The following is a 23,255-nucleotide window of genomic DNA, read 5'->3' as shown; positions in this document are numbered from 1 at the left end:
TCAGGAAGCAATGGAGGAATCCTCCATTGCTTGAATTAATTCAGCAATATTACAATTATTATTCTCTACAAAAGTTGTAATAAACTGGCCAAGACCACTTCCGATTTTATTTTTACATTCTATTGTTAATGGCGCATTAATGGAAATTTGATATTCACCATCCTGATTTTTGGAGAAATAAATCCAAAGCGTTCGATTTCCTATCGGCCTATCCATACATCCAAAATGATTAGGATAGCTGTAATCAAGATTAGCAAAACTCATATCAGGGCGTTCTTTGGTAAAAAAGCTGGGGGTTACGCTGACGAGAACTCTTAATCTTTCCGGTTTTTGCAATGACATATCCAATTTAAATAGTTGATTTAGTCGTTGTTTCATTGAAATGTTTTTTTTGAAGGATAGCAGGCGACTTAAATATTTCAGGTAATAGTCAATGATAATGGAATGGAGCTTACTTTCTTTAAAGTGTTTCAGCATAAACATCTTATTTAACGCCAAAGTCAAATATTGACCAAAGGATAAGCTCGAACCTTTCAAGCCACTGTCTTTGATGAGATGAGAACATTTTTGATAGGGGGCTGTTTTTAAGAGTTGCTCTTCAATTGAATGAATACAATCAATAAATTGGCTATTCTCATTTAAGGTAAGATTTATCCTTTTATATTCCGAGAACAAACCCAGGGTTGATTTATATTCCCCACCTTCTCTACCACTGTGAATTAAAATGATCGGTATTTTATTTTGGCGGCTTAGTTTGTAGAAAACAATTTGGCATGCGGCAATCAATCCAGTACTGACATTGATATTTTGGGTTTTATGCCAATTTATAAATTGTTCGGCGTGTTGAGGATCAATAGGGTAATGAAATAAGTGCTTTGTTTGTTTTGAGGTATCGGATAAATGATATCTATTGCCGAAACTCAGCATTTTAAAGCCTTTATTATAGTTTTGCCAAAAATCAATTTTATTTTTCAGGTTTTTTTGATAGTGATTATTATTTTGTTTCACATAATTAAAATAAGAGCCTTTTTCTGGGTTGGATACTAATTCTTTCCCAAGAGTTAGTTTTTCATAATTGTTTTTAAATTGACAAAAAACCATTTCGCATGATGCGTCATCAACAATAATATGGGGTATTACGATGTGTAATTCATGCAATTCATTATTAATCTTATACAAATACACTCTAATCAATGGTTGTTTGGTGAGTGGAATAGCGCGCAATATATTGTTTTGGAATTCGTGATTCAGCGCCTTAGTTTCATGATTCAGAGAAATATCCTGGTAAATTAATTCAAATTGTCCAACTTTATGCAATTTTTGGGTTGGTTTATCCTTATTAAAATGGATCCAGAAGACACTGTTTTGATTCACAACAAATTCAAAAGCCCGTTGGACATAATCTTTATTGATTCGGCCGTGTAATTGTATTTGTGTACCGATATTAAAATGGTAATCCAGTTTGTTAAGCACCCAGAATACATATTGAAAATCACATAATGCAATTTCCCTTTCTGACGGATTTTCAGTAGGGTGGTAGTCAGAGTGACTATCAAAAACATGGTCTAATTCATCAGAAATATGTCTGGCGATTTTATTAATGGTAGGAGTATTAATAAAATATTCAATCGGTAAGCTTAGTGTTTGGCATTGTAATTTGTCATAAATGCGATTTCTGATATCCATTGACATCAGTGAATCCAGACCCGTTGAAAACAAATCTTGGTGGTTAGAAATGTGTTCGCTGTCATCCAAAGCCAGGACATCCGCTGCAATTTCTCGTAATGCTTGTGACAATATTGAGATGCTTTCTTCTTTGGAATGTTGTCGAAGTGCATTCAAAAAAGACTGATCAGGTAGTGGTTTCGCCTTAACCAGCGCGGATAATTCCGTTTGTTTCGGTGTATGTTTGCAGTAAACATCCCAATTCATAGGGCAAGGTGAAATTTGAGGCAATTGACTAGGCAAGAGCACATCAAGAATATCAATGTTGTCCTTATCCAATGGTAAAAAACCATAATGCTGTAGAGTATGAGTCAAATTGGCTGCCATTCCTGTGGTATGGAAAGGTCCCCAGTTGATAGAAATTGCTGGTAAGCCCTGTTGGCGCCTTAAATGGGCTAAACCATCTAAAAACCCATTAGCTGCGGCATAGTTTGCCTGACCCCTGGCACCTAACAAGGAAGCGGATGAAGAAAACATGACGAACCATTCTAATGGGATATTTTGGGTTAATTGATGTAAAATTAAAGCGCCATCCATCTTTGCACTGATTACTTTTTGCATCGCTTCATCATTCAAATTGACGATGAGCCCATCTTGTATCAAACCTGCCAAATGAAATACGCCTTTCAATGGGTTGGGGCTCTGTTGTATTTCTCCAATCACTTGCTCCATTTTCTGATAATTTCCGGCATCAACCATGTAATGTTTGATATCAATCTGATTTTGTTTGGCCTTATCTATTAATGCCTTAATGTCATCCGGATAGTGGGCGCGGCTGGTAATGGCAATGTGCCTGGCACCGCGCCTCATGAGGTATTCCATCAAGAGTTTGGCTAATCCTCCAGTACCGCCTGTAATAAGATAAGTGGCATTGCCGTCAATTAATCTCTCCGAGGCAGAGTTACTGACCAATTGCTTTTTCTTTAGCCTGGGTAAGTAAAGAGATTCTCTGACTGCTATTTGAGTGTCATGGGTGTCTGTATTAAATAAATACATTAACGCCGTAGCCAAGCGACTATTGGAGTCTAAATCAATGGTATAATTTTTATTGGGCTCATATTCATTTCTAAAGCTTTTCCAAAAAGAACAGGCCATTGTGTGATAAGGATTGACCTGATCATGGTCTTGAATGGCATAAGCATGTTCCGTAACCAGTATAAAGCGCTTGGGACGCAATCGAAATAAGATCTGGCAGCAATGAAAAAGATCATGAAACTGTCCTTGTTCATAAAGGAATACTATGTTGCTGTTCTCGATATTTGTGCAGTCATCGATCCTTTCAACCAGGTGATAATTAAGGCCATCCAATATTTCTTTAGCTTTGCCAGGATTTTTTGTAATGGCCAAGAAGTCAGGGATTTTTTGTTGGGGTAAGGTTTTTAATGGGACGGGGCTCCATTCTGTGTAATAAAGGTGGTTTAAAGCAGCGTCATAAGAAACAAAATGACTTCGTGTTACTCTTCGCAACTTAAGGCCTGCAATTTGAGCAATTAATAAACCAGATTGCTCATATAAATTCATGTTAACGCAAAGATCGCTCGCATCTTCAGTATTTTGTTTAGTTAAATGCACCCATAGGCTTCGTGGCGCTTCCTGAAATACAGTCATGCGGATGAAGGCATAGGGTATGTAGGTAACATTCTCGGCGTTAAAATTTTTATTCTCGTCATTTTTAACACTTAATAACAAGATACTTTGCATGGCACCATCAAGCAGAACAGGATGATAATAATAGTCCTGGCCCTGGCTTGCCTTTGTCAATGTGACTTTAGCCAAAACACTGTTCGTCCGAACATAGCCCTCTTGCAGGACACGAAATTCATCACCGTAAAATAATGAGCTTTTCTGAAATTGCTCATATATGTCCGACAGCTCTACTTTATCGCCAAAGGATGATTTAAGCACGTCAATATGGATAGATTCCCGGGCTGCTGTCGGCTTGGCATGAATTTCCATTTCACAGAAAGTTTGCCAGTCGTTCTCTTGTTTTGCGAAAAGATTGATTTTGTATTGTCCATCCATTTTAGGTTTGACTTGTAATTGAAACTCCTGACCTTGTTTAGGATGTAGAGGACGTTCGATATTGAATTTTTCAATTTGAAAAGCGCTGGATTGAAATATGGATTTTGCTGCTGCCAAACCCGATTCAATATAGGCTGTTGCTGGAAAAATCACTTTTTCAAAAACACTGTGTTGTTTGATATAAGCCAAATTCTCCAAATCCAGTTTCTGATGAAACAGATATTCATTTCCTGGCATGGCAAGCATTTGCCCTAAAAGAGGGTGTTGCTCACCTTTATGAGTGGCCATGCTATCGTTGTTTTTTTTATCCAGCCAATACTCGCTGCGGTCAAAGGTATAATTAGGCAGCAGAACTTTTGTAAACTCTCCTTTAAGGGATTGATAGTAGGATTTCCAATCAACTGGTTTTCCTTGCAGATAATCCATTAACAGGGAATTAAGCGCTCTGTCGTTTTGTAAGTCCAGTGTAATATTTTCATGATAAGACAAGGCAAATTGCCCTGCACCCAGCATACGACTCGCTTCAATCGCATTCTCAGCGGTTAAAGCCAAACGGTAATGATAATGATCTCGACAAGTCGCTGCGGTAAAGCATATGTCACCAAAATGATGTTCAGTCGTCTCTAAATACTGTTGGTATCGCTGAGTTAAATTATCTAAAGCCGTTTTGGAGTGGGCTGAAATAACCAGTAAATGTTTTTGAGAGGGTTTTGAGGTTTTGGGTTTTTCTTCTTTAGGAAACTCCGCAAGGATAACATGCGCATTCGTGCCGCTAAAACCAAATGCATTGACCGCTGCGTAATTGAGTTTTGTATTCGTCTTCCAATTTGTTTTTTCTAAAGCAAGTTGAGTACCATCCAGTTTGATGTTGGGATTTAATTTATTAAAATTCAAATTCTTATAAATGGTTTTCCTTTGCAGGCTGATAACGGTTTTTATAACGCCAGCTACGCCTGATGCACTTTCAAGATGCCCAATATTGGTTTTAACAGTACCCAGGTATAAGGGGTTCTCTTTGTTGCGTTGATGACCGTAGACTTTGTTGATTGCATCCACTTCAATGGGATCCCCTAACGGGGTTCCTGTGCCATGAGCCTCAATATAACTGATGTCGGTTCTCGACAATTCAGTCTGGCCAAGCGCTTTTTTCATGACTTCTTCCTGGCTTTTACCATTAGGTACGGTTAATCCAGCTGTTTTACCATCGTTATTTACGGCTGAGCCTTTAATAACGGCGAGGATGTGATCGTTATCCCGCAAGGCATCGGAGAGTCTTTTAAGCAATACTACGCCGCAACCCTCGCCTCTGACGTATCCATCAGCCCTTTCATCAAAGGTTTTGCATTGGCCATCAGGTGATAATGCCTTTGCCTTGCACAAAGTTACATTAGATTCCGGCATAAGCAGTATATTCACCCCACCCGCAAGAGCATAATCAATTTCCTTGTTTTTTAAACTTTGGCAGGCGTAATGGATTGCGACCAGCGACGAAGAGCATGCCGTGTCAACACTGATTGACGGGCCTTTAAAATCAAAAGTGTAGGCTACTCGGCCTGGAATCAGATTGAGTACATTACCAGTGATGGAGTAAGCGCTGAGTTCTTCGTTTGAAAACCCTGATTTTTCCAGTTGCGCATAATATTCATTGGGACCTACGCCTGCAAATACGCCTGTTAAGCTGCCACGCAAAGATTCCGAAGGGTAGTTGGCATTTTCCAATGCTTTGTAGCAACACTCAAGAAATACTCTTTGCTGAGGTTCCATCAATTTTGCTTCTCGGGGACTAATACCAAAAAATGCAGCGTCAAAATATTTAATATTTTCGATTAATCCCAGTTTAGTAACGTAGGACTTACCAGGCGCTTCCATATCGGGATCGTAATATTGGTTATTATCCCAGCGGTCATTTGGAATGTCTTTGATACCGCTTAATCCCTCTTCCAACAGTTTTTCAAAGGCAGCGATGTCTGGCGCATTAGGCAATAAACAACTCATGCCTATAATTGCTATACCATCATCAATCGGCTTGGGAGTTGATTTTGGACTTTGTATCTTGACCAAGTTCTTATCAAGCTCTGATTCAATGTATTTGGCAAGCTTACTGATGGATGGATAATTAAAACCAATGGTCACGGTAACTTTAAGGAATGGTTCCAGCTTTTTCTTTAGTTCACTGGCCAATTCAGTAATCATGAGCGAGTCAAAACCCAACTCAAAAAAACCTTCGTCTTCGTTTAAGTCTTCATTTTCTGTTAGTTCAAGGATTCCTGTGCAAATATCAGATACCATTGCTTTACAGGCTTTAAATCGCTCCTCTTCACTAATTTCCAGATATTGATTAAGCCATGGAGACAGATTTTTTGCCGGGCTTTGATGATGTTGTTGTGGTATTTTTTCAAGCTCCTCATCAAGTTGTCCATAAAACCCAGGTAGGGGCTTGGGTACAAAATCCAGCATAAATTTGAGGTATTCTGGAGATATGATAGTGGCGTGTTTGAATTCGTCGTTGATGAGACATTTAATGATTACATGGCCTTGTGCATTACTGATTAACGCTTGTTTTAGTCCTTCATCACGCGAGCGTTTTTGGGCCATTCCTACTTCACCCCAAGGTCCCCACTGAACAGCGGTGCCAGGTAACCCCATACGCTGACGCTCTGCGATCAAGGCATCGAGGAAACTGTTCGTTCCACTATAAACGGATTCTTTGTTGCTTCCAAATACGGAGGAAACTGAAGAATAGACAACAAAGAAATCCAGGTTGCAATCCAGACTTAGTTCATGTAAATACCATCCGCCTTTTACTTTAGCTGAAAATAAATAATCAACGTCTTCATCCTGATGTTCAAGCAAAGGCGCTTTAATCGCAGCACCAGCGGCATGGATGATGCCTTTTAACTGACCATCGGCATTAAGCTCTGATAATAAATTTTTTAAACTTTCCCTATCAGTAATATCTAAACTGACAACCCGGATGTTGGCGCCAGGGTAATGGGACTTAATTTTATAAATGGCTTCCTTGATCCTTGGTTTATCGATATTTCTTGAGGTGAGAATTAATTCTCTTGCTCCAGAGGAAAGCAAGGATTGGGCAGTTACCAATCCCAAACCACCGCAGCCGCCAGCAATAAGATAGCGTCCTTTCACTCCATGCAATAGTCGTCGCCTATCTTCCAGCGGAGTCTTTTTTAAACGGGAAGCCAGCCTTTCCCCACCACGGTAAGCTACTATGTGTTCATAGCGGCTTCCATGGTTATAATTGATTTCTTCTATCACTTGTGTCCGGTATTTGTCCTCTTCGATTTTATCCATATCGATGAGAATGGTTTTGAATTGTGGCAGCTCTAAAGCGAGAGTCTTGCAGAAACCAATAAGAGGGCTATTGCTTATATTGACAGGGTGTTTGTCATTCGCCAGTTCAGCAATTCCATTGCTGGTAAGAATGAGCAATTGCAAATCAATTGACTGGTTATCAAGTTCTTTAATTAAGTTCAGCAGCTTTTTTAAGGTTTTCTTTTGAAAATCAATATTAGCTTCTATGTCAGGTGGTGCCAGATGCAAACTTTCAGCAAAAATGATGCCTTCCAGTTTGTCTCGAGAATACTCTTCATCTTCGTAGACAATTTCCAGGCCTTGAGCTTTGAAACCATCAGCCAGATGTCTGGGACCAATTAAAAGCCATCTATTTCCTCTCAGCTTTCGATTGCTTTTATCACATGGTTCATTTTGCCACTGGATTTGAAAACACCAGTCCTTTGGTAGAGGTGCATCTTTCAACTTGTTTTTGTCACCAAACCAATGTTCTATACGTTCAAATTCGTATAAGGGTAATTTTACTTTTGCAAAATGATGGCCAAGGGAGCGATAAAATTCAGACCAGTTGATGGGGAATCCATCCAGGTAGGCTGTTTGCAATTCTGCAAGTGTGTCCGGTTGTTGAGTCCATTCTTTTTCTTTGGTGATATGGCAAATAGTGTATCCATTGCTTTTTATGATATTGGCCGCCTGGGCTGCATTTTGCGCTTTAATTGCTACACGATACATAAAATGACTGCGACAAGTTGCTGCTGTGTAGCAGATATCGGCAAATTCTTCCCGGGTATTGGATAAATAGTTTTGGTAACTGGCCAGTAATAACTCCAGAGAGGTTTTGCTTTTTGCTGATAAAACGAGCAGAGATTCTTCGGGAAGGGTGCGTGCTTCTTTTTTGTCTTCAGGAGCTTCCTGTAGGATGGCATGGGCATTAGCCCCACTAAAACCAAAAGAACTAACCCCGGCACACCTTAAGCCTTGTTTCTTGGTCCAATCGGTTTTATCAAGAGGGATTACTGTATTAATTAATTGAATGGCAGGATTAAGCTTTTTGAAGTTCAGATGCTTAAATATTGTTTTGGTTTTCAGGCTTAAAACGGTTTTGATAACACTGGCTACACCGGATGCGCTTTCCGAGTGCCCAATATTGGTTTTTACTGAGCTGATATAAAGCGGGTTTTCTTTGTTGTGATGCTCACTAAAAATCTTGGTCAGCGTATTCACTTCGATAGGATCAGCTAATGGCGTGCCAGTCCCATGGGCTTCGACAAAATCAATATCACCAGGTGACAGGTTCGCTTTTGCCAATGCGCTTAGGATGACTTCTTCTTGCGCAGCACCATTAGGTACAGTGAAACCACCACTTTTACCGTCGCTGTTGATGGAGGTGCCTTTGATTACTGCCAGAATATTATCGTTGTCTTTAACGGCGTCACTTAAACGTTTTAAAACCACCACACCACACCCTTCGCTGCGGCCATAGCCATCAGCGTCTTCACTGAAGGTTTTGCAACGGCTGTCAGGTGAGAGCATTCTGGCTTTTGAAAGAGTAATGTTAGAATCAGGGCTAAGGATGATGTTCACACCGCCAGCAAGAGCCATATTACAGTCACCGGATTGCAGACTCAGGCAGGCATTGTGTATGGCTGTCATGGAGGATGAGCATGCGGTATCTATTGCTTGTATTGGGCCATGAAAGTCAAAGGAATAGGCTACACGGCCGGCCAGCGCATTTAAAACATTCCCCGTCGCAAAGTAAATATTCAAATCTTCTAAGGTAACGCCTTGATAAGCTAAAACTCGGGGATATTCATTAGTCCCCACTCCGACAAAAACTCCTGTATTAGTGTCTTTGACCGCATCAAGAGAAAGATTGGCATCTTCAAGTGCGTGATAACTGGTTTCCATAAAAACACGCAATTGAGGTGACATGAGCTTAGCCTCACGCGGGCTGATATTGAAAAACTCCGCATCAAAATGGTTGACATGATCAATGAAGCCCAGTTGCTTGATGTACAGTTTTCCTAAGGCATCAACGTCCGAGTCATAGAATTTTTCGTTATCCCAGCGCTCTAAGGGGATATCGATCATGCCGCTTTCTCCTTTTTCCAGCAAAGACAGGAATTCATCCACATTGGCTGCTTTGGGGAAACGACAACTCATACCTATAATTGCAATAGGTTCAACATTGAGTACATTAATTGACGGTTGTCGGTAAACGACAGGCGGCATGATCATTTTTTGTAAATGTCTTGCCAGTTTATCCAGGGTTAAGTAGCGTAAGGATTGGAGAGAAGGCACCTTATATCGGGGGGAAAACATATCCTGGAAGATTTGATCCAGGGATTCCAATAAGGAGGTAGTTAAACCTAAAGTTTCCAAATCCTGATGCGGATCTATATTGTCTTTCTTTAAAAGATCTTTGATTTGGGATGCGAGCTCTGTTTTAATGATTGCGACTTGTTGTTCTATTGGTTGTTGATATAAAGAATCCAGCCAATGATCATTCTTGACTTGTTTTCTGACTTCATGCCAATAGGGTTTTCTGTCAAAACAGTAGAGCGGTAAATCCACTTTGTTGTACGCAGTATTTTTATCATCAGTACTGATATTAATGCCGGATAAGTAAGCTTCGTAAATGGCTTTGGCATCATTCAATACCGTTCTGGGATTGTTTTGCAGAACTACCTTTTTTATTTCATAGTCTTTCGATTCAATTTTTTTAATGAGTTCTTTTTTATCGTTTACAATGATGGCGCAGCGAAATTTGTAATGGTCTCTACAATTGATCAAGGTATGGCATATATCGCCCAAGGTTGAGGAAGAATTTTTCAAATAGTGTTCGTAGCGTGACATCAATTGTTTCAATGAGAGTTCACTATTGGCTGAGGCAACAAAACATTTTGGTTCATTGTCGTCTTGCTTTGACTCGTGTGATTCCAACTCAGGCGCTTCTTCCAAAATGACACTTACATTCGTGCCTGTAAAGCTGAAATTAGATACCTGGACATATCTTTTTTTATTTTTGAGTTTGAGAAAAGGAATTGCTTCAACGGGTAGAAGCGCAGGGATACTTTCAGGATCAATCAAGCTGTTCGGGTTTGAATAATGTAAATTGGGGGGAATCGCTTCATTTTGCAAAGAGCAAAGTACTTTAATTAAAGAAGCAATGCCTGATGATGAAATAGTATGGCCTATATTACTTTTCAGTGCCCCTACTATCAAGGGTTTTTGAGGAGAGTGATGCCCCTGGTGAATGCTTTGGATCGCATTAAATTCGACGGGATCACCTACTGTTGTGCCTGTTCCGTGGGTTTCAATGTAATCAATTTCACCTGCAGTTAAATGGGCATGTTCCAATGCGGCTTGGTGCATGGCAATTTGGGCATTAGTACTGGGGGCTGCAAGGCCTGTTCCATCGCCATTTTGATTAATAACCATGCTTTTGATGAGTGCATAGATTTTGTTATTGTCTCGTATGGCGTCAGTTAAGCGTTTAACAATAACTACTCCGCAACCTTCGCTACGAACAAAGCCGTCTGCTTTACTGTCAAAGCTGCTGCATTGACCTGTCGCTGACAGCATATTGGCTTTGGTTAATCCGATAAAACTTTCAGGACAGAGACTCAAATGGACGCCTCCGACAATTGCCATATCACATTGCTGGTTTCTCAATGCGGTGGCCGCTAGATAGAGTGCAGTGAACGAAGAAGAGCATGCTGTATCAACAGCCATGCTGGGTCCTTTTAAATTCAAAAAATGGCAGAGCCTGCCAGCGGCAGCACTGTTCGCTATTCCAATGGGTGTGTAGGCATTAAATTTGATATGGTCTTTATAGTTCAGTTGGCTGTATTCGTGTGTGGAAATGCCGCAATAAACTCCGCTGTTAGAGTCTTTTAAAGAGTCTAGTGGGATATTGGCATCATTTAAAGCTCGAATAGCCACTTCGAGAAAAAGGCGTTGTTGGGGATCTATTTGCTTCGCTTCGGCAGAAGATATTTTAAAATAAGCAGCATCGAATAAATGGGTGTTATCTAAAAAACCGCCTTTTTTGCTAATAATTTTATCTGCTTTTTTTCTGTCAGCACTATAGTATTCTTCAATATTCCAGCGATTTTCAGGCACATCTTTGATTGGTGTTTGCCCTTTCATCAGCATGTCATAAAAGGCACTAATATCTTCTATATCAGAATCAATCCCAGGAAATTGACAATTCATCCCAATGATGGCAATGGGTTCATTCAAAAGGTTTTTGGTTTTGTTTTTCATAGTTACGTTTACCACTTACAATGCTCCTGAAAGTGCCTGGCTACGCACAAAAATTATTTGTCTGGCAAAGAGTTATAATAAAAACAACCATAACAGAGAGAGAATTTGAGTATAAACAAATTAACCTGGAAGGTCTATTTACCTTAAGTATAGCCAGAATTCAGCAAGATTTTGTATGGGAATACCATATCCGCTCCCTGATAGTCATACTCTTATACATAAGTATTAATCCATGTAAAATTCATATTTTTTATATGGAACTTAGATGGCTAGTTGTGAATGGATTATTAATGAATCCAAGGAAGCGAACTTCGGTGATAAGCGGTTAGATAAGCGTTATGGAGATATCTTAAGCGGGTTACTTAGCTCACCAAATGCAAGCATTCCAACTACATTTCAAAGTTGGAATGAAACACTGGCAGCCTACCGGTTTTTTAACCATGTGAATGTAAATCCGGAATCAATTCTTTTACCCCATTCTGAAGCGACACTAGAACGTATAAAAGCAGAAAAGATAGTTCTAATTCCCCAAGACACAACAGAGGTAGATTTTACAGGTAGAAAATCATTGTCAGGCATGGGTTATCTCTCCAACGAGAGAAGCCGGGGATTATATTTACATCCAAGCATTGCATTTACGCCAGAACGAGTTTGTTTGGGCGTAGTAGAAATGCAGCATTGGATAAGAAAAGAGATTGGTACGAGGAATAGTAGAAAGGGAAAGTCAATTGAGGAAAAGGAAACCTATTGTTGGCTTAAGGGCTATAATGCAGCGAATAAAATTGCACTGGCAGTACCCGATACAATGGTTGTCAGTATTTCCGATAGAGAGGGAGATATTTATGAGGTTCTTGAAAAACTTCCCTCCGAAGAAAATAAAGCCTATTGGCTTATACGTTGTCAGCATGATAGAGCTGTTTTGAATGAAGAAACAAATCAATTCGAGTTACTTCTTAAAAAAGAAGTTAGCAAAGCTTGTGTTCTTGGCACCATAGAGTTTGAAATTCCCGCAGGCACTTCCTATAGAAATTGCAAAAAAAGACATACTCGAAAAGCCCGTAGCGTTAGACAGGAGATTCGTATATGTAGTGTTTCTTTAAGGCCTCCTCGTCGAAAAAGCAAAAAATTGAACGTCATTGAAATTCAGGTTGTACACTGCAAAGAAATAAATACACCAGAAGGGGAGCAACCCGTTGAATGGTTTCTAATCACAAGTGTCCCTATAAAAACACTGGATCGGGCAGTTGAAATTGTTAATTGGTATTTATGTAGGTGGTTAATAGAAATGTACATAAAAATTTTAAAGAGTGGATGCAAGATAGAGGAATTACGATTTGAAACTTACGAGGCTACTCTTAATTGCATCGCTTTTTATATGATAGTGGCATGGCGGGTATTTTATTTAACAATGTTGGGACGAACTTGCCCTGATATAGACTGTACAACAGTCTTTGAAGATAACGAATGGCAAGCCACTTATGCCATGGCAACAAAGAAAAAACCACCAAAAAAACCACCTAAACTTTATGAAATTATTTTAATGATCGCAAAATTTGGAGGACATTTAGGAAGAGGCTCTGATGGCTTCCCTGGAACAAAAGTCATGTGGATTGGTCTACAACGCATGAAAGATTTTACTTTGGCTTGGGAAACCTTTCATACATTGAGTTAGAATAACTTATGTATAAGAGTATGCCCTGATAGTTGCGGCTCGGATTATGGTTCAAACACTGAACCGCGACTGTCAGGGAGCAGATAAAAATAATCCAGCATTAATAAGCCGTCATGCATGAATACAATAATCTTTCTCCAACATGAGCTTGTTTGCCATGCATGAAAGTAAAATTATCCACAATCATGAAATCTCCTTTTTGCCAATGAAAAACACGAGTATGACGCTGAATAACCTGGTTAATTTCAGATATTTCTTTTGCAGAAAACGCCTGGCCATTACCATAATGACAGATCATGGGAAGCATATCTTTCAGGATAAGATACCGGCTTGCCCAATATTTGAATGAACGCAGGTTTTTTAATTCACCATAATTCAAATTGGAATAATAATTCAAATAAGCTGATGAATTAAACCAGGCCATTTTATCAGTTAGAGGATGCTTTAATGCTCCGGGCAAATAATTTATTATTATCAAATCAATCCCATGATTTATCCAATCCCATACTACCTGCTTTTGAGTTAAATTTTGTTCTATTTGAGTTTTGTCTTCTGTGCCAAAATAATCAATCCAACTTCGAGCACAATGGTTTCCCAGAATTTTTCTTAATACACGATATTTTACAGATTGCCCATGAAAAAATTGCTTGTATTGGACACCGTATTCAAGAATCTTGTTCTGAATGCCTTGGGGCATATCTATCCATATTTCTTCAGCGTTGGCAAAGATTGTTCCACCACCTTCCTGAGGCGGAATGATGCAGCAAAAATAGATGTGATTAGGTGGTTTTGGTGATCGGGGTTTTTCGTGATGCAGCGGTAAGGGAATATCAGCCGGCAGGTCACTTGATGTGTAAATTTCATTTGCCAGTACAGTTCTTGGCAGGTCATAATCGCTTGTCGAACATCGCGTGCCTAAGGCACATAATTCGATTGCTTTCGAAAAGCAGTTCTCTTCTTGACAGGAAAATCCTCTTAATACTATTGCTCCATACTGATTGAGCTTTTGGATTATCTCATCATGATACTCAGAAATAAAATGTAATAAAGGGGTAGGGCTTGCTTTCAAATTATCCTGGCTTGCAATGACCATAGGTATGTTCATGCCAGGAGTTGTATTAAAATTTAAATGCACAGTATTGCCTCCTAACACCTTGAGTTATTTGATAGCCTCTAAAAATATGGGGCGAGTTTCATAATATAATTCACCACCGTATTTCCTGTCACAGATAGTTTGAAATGCTTTTAACATGTCCTCAACCAGTGTATCTGTTATTTCAGAAGGAACTCTTTTTATGAAAGGCATGGTTAGAAGTAAATTCTTATAATAATCAATATGCGGCAAATGAACACGGCAAGTTTTTAAATCAAGTTTAATTCGTTTAAAAGGCAATCTGTTGAGAAGATTAATCACACCATAAAAATACTGTTCATTGATTGGAGAGATGTATTGTTTTGTTAAATCCCTATACAGGTTTTGTTTGGCCAATTCTTTCCAGGTTTGCAAAATGCTGTGATCGGAAAAGGAAGACATGACAGCATACAATTTGCCTTCCCTTTTTAGAAGATGAAAAATATTTGGAAAAGAAATATGGATATTCGTCCAATGCAGACACCAAAATGAGAGCACCAAATCAAAAGATTGCGGTTGGTGAAATTCCTCAATGTTATGAACTTCAAAAGATAGCCCCGTACGTGCCCATTGTTGATTGGCGTGCATTATCATTTGTTCAGAGCTATCAATTCCCAGAATTTGGCCATGTTTTACCTTGCCCGCCAACAAGCTGGTATAGTGCCCATCTCCGCAACCAATATCTAAAATATTTCCAGACAGCTTGCTGTGAATTGTTTTTAGAAATACATCGTTGATTTTATTTTGAATATAGTTTCCAAGCACATAACGTTCAGGATCCCATATCACTTCATTCTCCAGTATCAATAATCATTGTAAGGGAAGATATACCCAAGAAACCAGCGATTACAAATATCTTTGGCATGGCTGAAATCTATTCTCACACATTATGCGGGACGTGTCTTGTTTTTATGAGGATACAGTCCTCGCCGACGAGGTTGTACTTTAATGCTGTAGTGCACGGATGTGCCAATTTAACACTTTCTCTATTTACCAGGTGTTGGCAATGTTTCATTTTGTTTCATGCGAACAAGCTAAAAATCAGATATTGTCAGCTAAGCAAGTTGATCTTAATTTTCTCTTGCTGATTTTAAGCCTGAAACCATAATGTCTTCTTTATGAACAAAGTGTTTGATTAACTGGTCTGCTTGTTCGCTTGTTAAGGGTTTAGTGAGCACTCCATCCATAAAATAATCCTCAACATCGTATTTCACCACATCAGCCTGGTAAGATGTTAAGGCAATAATTGGTACATGATAATTGGTGTTTTGTTCCTTTTGGCGAATTTTTTTTGCTACCAAATAGCCAGAAGTATCTTCGAGACCAATATCCATAAAGACCATATCATATTTCCCCGGGTCGAAAAGATTTAATGCTTTATCTCCCGTGTCCGCGATATCAACTTGGCATTGCAGTTCCTTAAGCAATGCCTCTTCAACTTTTTGTGCAACAAAATTGTCTTCGACCATTAATATTTTTGGTTCTTCTATTCGTTTGGCTGGACTAGGTTTTATCTTTTCTTTTGTAGCTACTTTCTGTAATTGCTCTTCCATTTTTTTAAATTTGGTGATGTCAGTTAGAACAACTACCAATCCATATACTTTATTGTCTTTATCAAATAATGGTACGCGACGAGTTCGGTAATAACTCACTTCCTTATCCTTGTTAAATAAAGGCCCCTCTTCTACATCCCATTGGGGTTCTCCTGAAAAGAGCACTTTCATGTCATCCAGTTTAAATGCTTCAATATTTTTTTCTGGCCACCCAGTGTATTTTGCCATTTGTTCATAAGGAGTTCCTTTTAAATCTTTTATTTTTTTTAAACCAAGTAATTTTATGAAGTTTTGATTACAACCTTTTAATAAACAATCTTTGTCCACCCAGTAAACGATATCTGGTAGGCAATTAAGGATACCCAGGTATTCTTGATGGATGCCGAGAGTCTCATCAAAATATTCTTTACTTATTTCATCAGACATTTACTGCTTCCTCCCAAAGGTTACACCGAATCCAATTTGGCGTTATTTAAATTAATTATAGCAAAGTTAATTAATGTGTATTTATAATATTCAAGTTGATTGATAAATATTATATTTGAAGTTTTTTCTGGGGGCTTAATTAGTGAATACCATTGATGTTTCTAGTGAGGGTCAATGTTTTAGCCATTCATGAATATTCTTTTGGGTATCTTCCACGACTTTTATAAGTTGTTGGTAAAGAGGCTCAAGAAGCTTGGTATATCCCATCTTTTGATAGCGCTCTAAATATTGGCAAGCATATTTCATACGTACAGCACCGCAATTCGCAGCACCACCCTTCATTTTATGAGCGATTCTCTCTACCGTTTCCCAATCTTTTATATGAAAAGCTTTTTCAATGGATTCAACATCTTTTTGGGTTTCTTCACCTATCATAAGTGGTAATATCTCCCGAACCAATTTGAGACTACCCATGATGGAAACAGCATTGTGAATATCGAGTAAAGGATAAGAGTCCAAGTTAAAAAAATTACTTTCACTTTCTGGCAAATCTGCTTCTATTATTTGCTCTGATGATGTTGTCTTTTGAGAAGAGCATGAAGTTGAGTTTTTATTTTTTGATGGAATGAATCGACTCAGTATATACTGTAAAAGCTGCCGACTGATTGGTTTGTTGAATACATCATCCATACCTGATTTCAAGCATATTTCTTTGGATTTTTCTTTGACATGTGCAGTTAATCCTATTATTGGTATCGGTGGCTTTGATTGAGATAACTCCCATTCTCTAATTAATTTTGCTACCACATGTCCTTCAATATCTGGTAACCCAATATCTGTGATTATCAGATCAAATTCATTGGTTTTAGCAAGCCGTATGGCTTCTTTACCTTTTGCTACAGAAACAAAACGACATTTTTCTTGAGTCGCCAAGCTTTCTATTGTACGTCTGGCTACCAGATTATCTTCCAGGATGAGAATATTAGGTGAGTTATACAAAAACTCATTTTTTGAGTTTTTATCTAAAATTTTTTCTTTTTTAGGTACAGGTATTATATTTTTTTTTTCAAGCTTATAATGACCCTTTATCACTTCATTTTCTTTTTCAATTTGAATAGGGAGTTCAAAATAAAAGGTAGTTCCTACTCCCGGTTCACTGTTTACCTGTATTTCTCCGCCTAGCAGGTTTACATAGGATTGAACAATATGTAAACCAACGCCATGGCCTTTATATTTTCCTATGCTGGACGGGATAATACGATGAAATCTGTCAAATATTTTCGTTTGTTGATTTTCGGGGATACCAATGCCAGTATCAGATATTGCAAAATAAATTAATCCTGACTCATTATTTAGCTCAAGTAATTTCACATCAATTGCAATATAACCGGAATCGGTAAATTTAATGGCATTACCTAAAAGATTGAGAATAATTCGATGAAGTTTTATACGGTCGGTTTTTATTAATCGAGGAATCTTTTTATCAATATTAACGATCAAATCAAGTTGTTTCAGTTTAATGGACGGCATTTCAAGATGAACTAATTCCGCAATACATTCGTTGATGTCAAAGGTTGTTATTTTTAATTCATCTTCTTTAACATTTCCCAAGGATACGATGTCAAGTATGCCATCTAATAAACTCAATAATTGTTGGCTGCAATCAAAAATCCACTCCGCATATTGTACTTGTACAGGATCTGTTACTTGCTCTTTCATAAGTTCAGCCATACCCACAACACCACTTAGTGGGGTTCTGAGATCATGGCTCATATTGGCTATGAATTCAGTCTTTACATTGTTTGCTTCCTCAGCAGCTTCTTTAGCTTTACTAAGTTCCAACTCCATTTTTTTTCTATCAGTAATATCTACTGATACCCCGAGCATACCTATAATTTTACCCTCCAGGTCACGAAGAGGGACTTTATTCGACAAATAAATCTCTTTAGTAGTTCCATCGGGACAATAGAATGGCTCTTCCAGACTTAATGAGATACCTTTATCCATAACTATTTTATCTGCTTTTTTATAGTATGAGGTTGATTTTTCGTGATATAGATCCTCGTAAGTTTTACCAACAATATCGTACCTTGAATTGAGATTTAATAATTTAACCATATTATTGCTACACCCCATGTACACATGATTTTTATTCATCCAATAAACACTTACTGGAATCTGTGCGATAATATTTTCCATGTAGCGATAAATAGCATATACATAATCTGAAGTATTTTTACTTTTATTATTTATTTGTTCCGTTAAAAATTTACTTGTGATGTCTATAGGGTTGGTGCCATCTGTGTTTGTTTTGAGATTGCTATTCAATGCGGATTTATTGGTTTGATTTTTAATAGTCCCTATAGCAATATATTGAATTCCATTTATAGGCTTTTTTAAACATAATGAATCCCATAAAACTATTTTTTTTCTAATATATGTCTTTAAATTTCTATCAAAAGGATGTTCAAGTGATTTTAAATCATGATCAGAACATAAAACTGAAAAAGGTTTTCCAATAATTGAATTCTTTGTAATTTTGAATATTTTCTTGGCGGAAGCGTTGAGATCTAAAATAATAAAATCTGAGGAAAGATAAAATATTGGTTCTTCAAGGGTATTGATGAGGAGCAATGTCAGATCCGCTTTTTTAGGCATAGAGAGTGACCTAATTCAATTTCATTCATATGGATTTTATTTATTCCATTTAAATAATAGGTCACGGAGAGAGAAGAAACAAATCAACCAAAACCTCTGTGCAGTTCTGATGATACTGGTTTAGAGTTGATCTATAAATGAATCCTTCAGTGTATCATTGAATTGGTAATGCTTAATATCCTGCTCATTTAAGCTATCATTGAGCTTGGTAGCCAGGATTTTGATATTAGGCTCATAAAACATGCTTTCATGATCACCAGGAGTTAAATGTAGTTCAATTGGTTGACTTGTATAATTTTCCCACCAATTCAAACTAGCATTATATTGAAACATTTCTGTAAGTTTTTTTGCCTTAAATAAAATAAATTTGGGTTTAATAATTGGCATTTTATATTGAGTCAACATGTTTTCTCTATGCCATTGTAATTCTAATAAAAATTTGGAGTTACTGACGTTATTTTCAATATATTTCTTTAGAATTCTTGAATTTTGTTCTTTCATAACTTCTTGAAAATAAAGCTCATTGTTTTGTAAGGAAGGGTAAAATGCCCAACCATCAAGGGAGATAATAGAAATTACTGTTTCTCCTTTTTCCTCTAATTGTTTCGCCATTTCAATAGCAACAGTACATCCAAATGATGCGCCACCAAGTATGTAAGGTCCGCTTGGTTGAATAGCCTGAATTGAATGGACATATGCACTAGCCATTTCTTCCAGGTTACTAAATATCAATTCATTTCTATCAAGCCCAGGATCCTGTATTCCATACAATGGTCTATCTTTATCAAAATATTGTCCAAGAAGTTTGTACCAAAAAACACTTCCACCAATTGGATGTACTAAAAACAGAGGTGTTTTTTCTCCTTCTGTTCTAAGAGGGATGATATGATTTCCAGAAGACTGATTGTATATACAATCAGTCTTCTTATGGTATATGTTCTCTATTGCTTTAGATAAAGAGGATATTGTGGGAAAATCAAATAATGTTCTAACGCTCAATGTCAGTGAAAATTGTTCCCGTATATGTGATATTATGTTCATTGCTGATAGTGAATTACCGCCAAGTTCGAAAAAATCATCGTAAATTCCCAAATTATCTATTTTTAAAACCGAACACCAGATATTGTGTAATAATTGTTCTTTAGGATTATTGGGGGGAGCATAATTAGTACCCGAACGTAATCGTTTGGATGGGATTGGTAACATTTTTCTATCTATTTTACCGCTTGGGGTGCTAAAAAATTTGTCAACAATATAAAATCGGGCCGGGATCATGTATTCAGGAATATTCTGCTTTAATATAGCCCGAATATCTACAGCGGATATTTGAGAATTTTTTTCCAAAACCAAATAAGCTGATAAAGACATTGAGTCGTCCTGGTTTTTTTCCGGTTTCACAATGCATTGATGGATGGAAGGAATTTTTTCCAAATAGGATTCAATTTCATTGATTTCTATCCTATATCCTCTAATTTTTACTTGATTATCACATCGGCCGTGATATTCCAGGACTCCGTTGGAATTCCATTTGACAAGATCCCCTGTTCTGTATAATCGATCATTTTTATTGTTGCTGAATGGGTTGGGTAAAAATTTCTGTATGGTAAATTCAGGGTTGTTTAAATAACCACGTGCTAAACCATCTCCTGAAATATAAAGCTCCCCCATTATTCCAATAGGAACAGGCTGCATTTTTGCATCTAATACATACACTTTTGTGTTCATTATCGGTTTGCCTATTCGGCTTACATCGCCTTTTGCATCTCCTGCGGTACATGTATAAGCAGTTGTATCAATGGTTACTTCCGTTGGTCCATAGAGATTATGTAGTTTTGTATCTGAGAAGTTGTACTTAAAAAAAGCATTAATTGTTTCTGATAAAAGGGCTTCACCACCACAAAATACATGCGTGAGTGATTTGCAGAGACCAAACTCTTCGTTAGATACTAATTCTTTTAGCATAGAAGGAACGATCTGCAATACGCTAACTTTGTTCTCTCTGATTAGGCGTATCATTTGATTGGGACTGGTATGTGCATCATTTGGGGCAACGACCAGTTTACCACCAACCAGAAGTGGCATAAAAAACTCCCAAACAGAGGCATCAAACGAGAAGGGGGTTTTCTGTAAAAATACATCCTTGTTTTTAAAAGCGTATTCCTTCTTCATCCACAACATGTGATTGCAAATAGAACGATGCGATATGGCTACACCTTTAGGTTTTCCTGTAGTCCCGGAAGTATAAATAATGTAGGCTAAATCGGATGGTTTGTTAATTGCTTGAAGATTTTCAGAAGACAGGTTTTTTAAATTTAAAAAGGAATTTATCTCAATACTTTTGCCATTGAATCCATGTGGTTTTCTCTTTATGAATTCTTGATCTGTTATCAGCAGGTTAGTTTTACTGTCCATTAGCATGTATGAAATCCGCTCATCAGGATAATTAGGATCTAATGGCAGGTAAGCTCCTCCAGACTTTAAAATGCCTAAAATGCATATAACCATTTCCAAACTGCGACTTAAAGAAATCCCTACCAGGTCATCTTGTTTTACACCTTGAGATCTTAAATAGTGTGCTAATTGATTGGCTTTTCGGTTAAGTTCTACATAAGTTATTGATTTGTTCTCAAAGACAGCAGCTATTTCGTCAGGTGTTTTGGAAACTTGCTCTTCAAAATATTGATGAATCGGTTTTTCATAATCGTAATCACACTGAGTGTTATTCCAGACTACCAATAAATCGTTTTTTTCCTTTTTACTGATTATTGAAAGTTCGAATATCTTTTTATCAGGGTTACTGACTATATCTTCCAATAAAGTCAGCAAATGCTCATTCATATTTTCAAAAAAAGCATAAGATTCCAAATGGGCTCTATAATTTGTTTTATTATTAACATAAAACCAGGAACAATCCTCTGCAATACAGAAGTTTAACTTTTTATCGCCGACACAAGGTGCCACTGCTTTTGAGTCAGTAATATAGGTGATACTGACATCAATATGGTTGAAAGCATTATGTAGCTCAGGGTAGCGTATGAAAATATCTCTAGTGTAAGTGCTGTTTTCATATAACTTTCCCTGTTCTTTTGAGACAAATGTCAATGCGTCCATAAATGTCATAGTGCTATCAAATTGCGTTGTTAAAGGCACATAGTCTGATAAAAGCTTATTTAAATCAGGATCATTACTGCTCAATTGTGAATTAATGAATGCAATCGAGAGATTACTGTAATTATTTAATCGATATAGGTAAATTAAGAGGCTAGTTAATAAGATATTCTTTATTTGCCAATGCTCAGGGCATAGTTTTTTCAATTTTGCGAGTAACTCACCAGGTACTTGTGTTACTGTTTTTCTATCGTGAAGTGAACATGATGTTTTATCGAGTTGGGATAGTGGAGATAAAAATGAATTCTTTTCTTGAGCACATTTCAAAAACTCATTGACCCAGAACTTCTCTATTTTTGGTTTTTTAGCAGGACAAATTGTTAGCTTTTCAAAAAACGCAGGTTCAATTGTGTCAAGTTGTGAGTAGCGAGTCATTTTAAATAAGCTGCCTAATTCTTCCATTGAGCATGTTCTGCCCTCAAGATCAGTAAGCTCTAGAATCAATATATCTGTTGTTCCGGTAGCTACTTGTAAGCCACCATTCGAGTTATTCACAACGGTGCCTGGTTTTACTCCTGAGGATATATTTAATTTTTCATAAGATTTTACAACATAAATTTCCTTATTAATCATAATCTTGGGTACTTCTAACTGATTGGTATAATTTCCAAATGTTAAAGCCCTGCAGAGCCGATCAATGCTTTCTGAAGATTCTTCCCATGAAATAAATCCAAAATTTGCCGGCTTGTTTTTTAGACCATAATAAGAACGGCATGACAGATTTTGTTTAACCGAAGTCGTAGTGTGGGATGAAAGCTCTTCAACAAGTTCATGAAAGGAATAGATCCCTTGTTCATAACATTTCAGATTTAAACTAAACGCCGTATCCAGATCATTTATTGGAAAAGTTGGTTGCTTTAGAATATCACCTGCATCTATCACTTCATTCATAATGTGCCAACTAATACCATGCTGAGTTTCGCCATTAAGGATCGCCCACGAAGTGGCATATAATCCTGCATATTTGGGTAATGGGGAGTTATGATAGTTTATGGCGTAATAACGAGGGAGTCTTAAAATTTTTTGAGGAATGATTTCACTGTTGACTATGCTAAACAAGAAATCAAATTCTTCGTCCATATGATTTTTTTCAAATTCCTTGATGTTCTCAAGATAAGCAATGGAATTGGCAGTACACCATTTTTTTATGGTGTTTGATGGAGAGATTATGCCAAGTAATTTATGGCCTCCTGCTAATAGGATATCTGCACATTGAAGAGTTATATTAGCTTCACCGATAATATAGCAACTAAATGTCTTGCTTTTAATCATAGTGCTCCATGCTGTCAGACTGGATCGATTAATAAAAGCCACATTT

Annotated in this window: 7 protein-coding genes; 1 reads left to right on the top strand and 6 read right to left on the bottom strand. The window is 37.5% G+C overall.

Going from position 1 to position 23,255, the window contains the following annotated elements; translation table 11 throughout:
- On the bottom strand, positions 1 to 11,343 hold the full coding sequence (locus LPG_RS10980) for an SDR family NAD(P)-dependent oxidoreductase (RefSeq protein ID WP_010947895.1): 11,343 nt from the start codon (positions 11,341 to 11,343) through the stop codon (positions 1 to 3).
- Between the two features lie 250 nt (positions 11,344 to 11,593).
- On the opposite strand from LPG_RS10980, the gene LPG_RS10975 reads away from it, so the two are divergent.
- On the top strand, positions 11,594 to 13,000 hold the full coding sequence (locus LPG_RS10975) for an IS4-like element ISLpn6 family transposase (protein WP_010947893.1): 1,407 nt from the start codon (positions 11,594 to 11,596) through the stop codon (positions 12,998 to 13,000).
- 100 nt (positions 13,001 to 13,100) lie between these two features.
- Here LPG_RS10975 and LPG_RS10970 read toward each other — a convergent pair whose 3' ends face one another.
- From LPG_RS10970 to LPG_RS10950, 5 genes are all read right to left on the bottom strand, one after another.
- The gene (locus LPG_RS10970) at positions 13,101 to 14,135 is read right to left on the bottom strand and encodes a TauD/TfdA family dioxygenase (RefSeq protein WP_015444190.1); all 1,035 of its coding nucleotides are present in this window, start codon (positions 14,133 to 14,135) and stop codon (positions 13,101 to 13,103) included.
- A gap of 24 nt (positions 14,136 to 14,159) precedes the next feature.
- The gene (locus tag LPG_RS10965) at positions 14,160 to 14,921 is read right to left on the bottom strand and encodes a class I SAM-dependent methyltransferase (protein ID WP_015444191.1); all 762 of its coding nucleotides are present in this window, start codon (positions 14,919 to 14,921) and stop codon (positions 14,160 to 14,162) included.
- Between the two features lie 281 nt (positions 14,922 to 15,202).
- Positions 15,203 to 16,111, bottom strand: a complete 909-nt coding sequence (locus LPG_RS10960; RefSeq protein WP_010947890.1) for a response regulator — start codon at positions 16,109 to 16,111, stop codon at positions 15,203 to 15,205.
- 171 nt (positions 16,112 to 16,282) lie between these two features.
- Positions 16,283 to 18,769 (bottom strand): PAS domain-containing hybrid sensor histidine kinase/response regulator, encoded by a 2,487-nt coding sequence (locus LPG_RS10955; RefSeq protein WP_010947889.1) that lies wholly within the window; start codon positions 18,767 to 18,769, stop codon positions 16,283 to 16,285.
- Positions 18,770 to 18,889: 120 nt separating this feature from the next.
- On the bottom strand, positions 18,890 to 23,209 hold the full coding sequence (locus LPG_RS10950) for an amino acid adenylation domain-containing protein (RefSeq protein ID WP_015444193.1): 4,320 nt from the start codon (positions 23,207 to 23,209) through the stop codon (positions 18,890 to 18,892).
- Positions 23,210 to 23,255 lie beyond the last annotated feature (46 nt).

The organism is Legionella pneumophila subsp. pneumophila str. Philadelphia 1 (assembly GCF_000008485.1).
Lineage (GTDB): Bacteria > Pseudomonadota > Gammaproteobacteria > Legionellales > Legionellaceae > Legionella > Legionella pneumophila.
The sequence above is the reverse complement of the archived record's forward strand: the minus strand, read 5'-3'. Positions and strand labels throughout refer to the sequence as shown.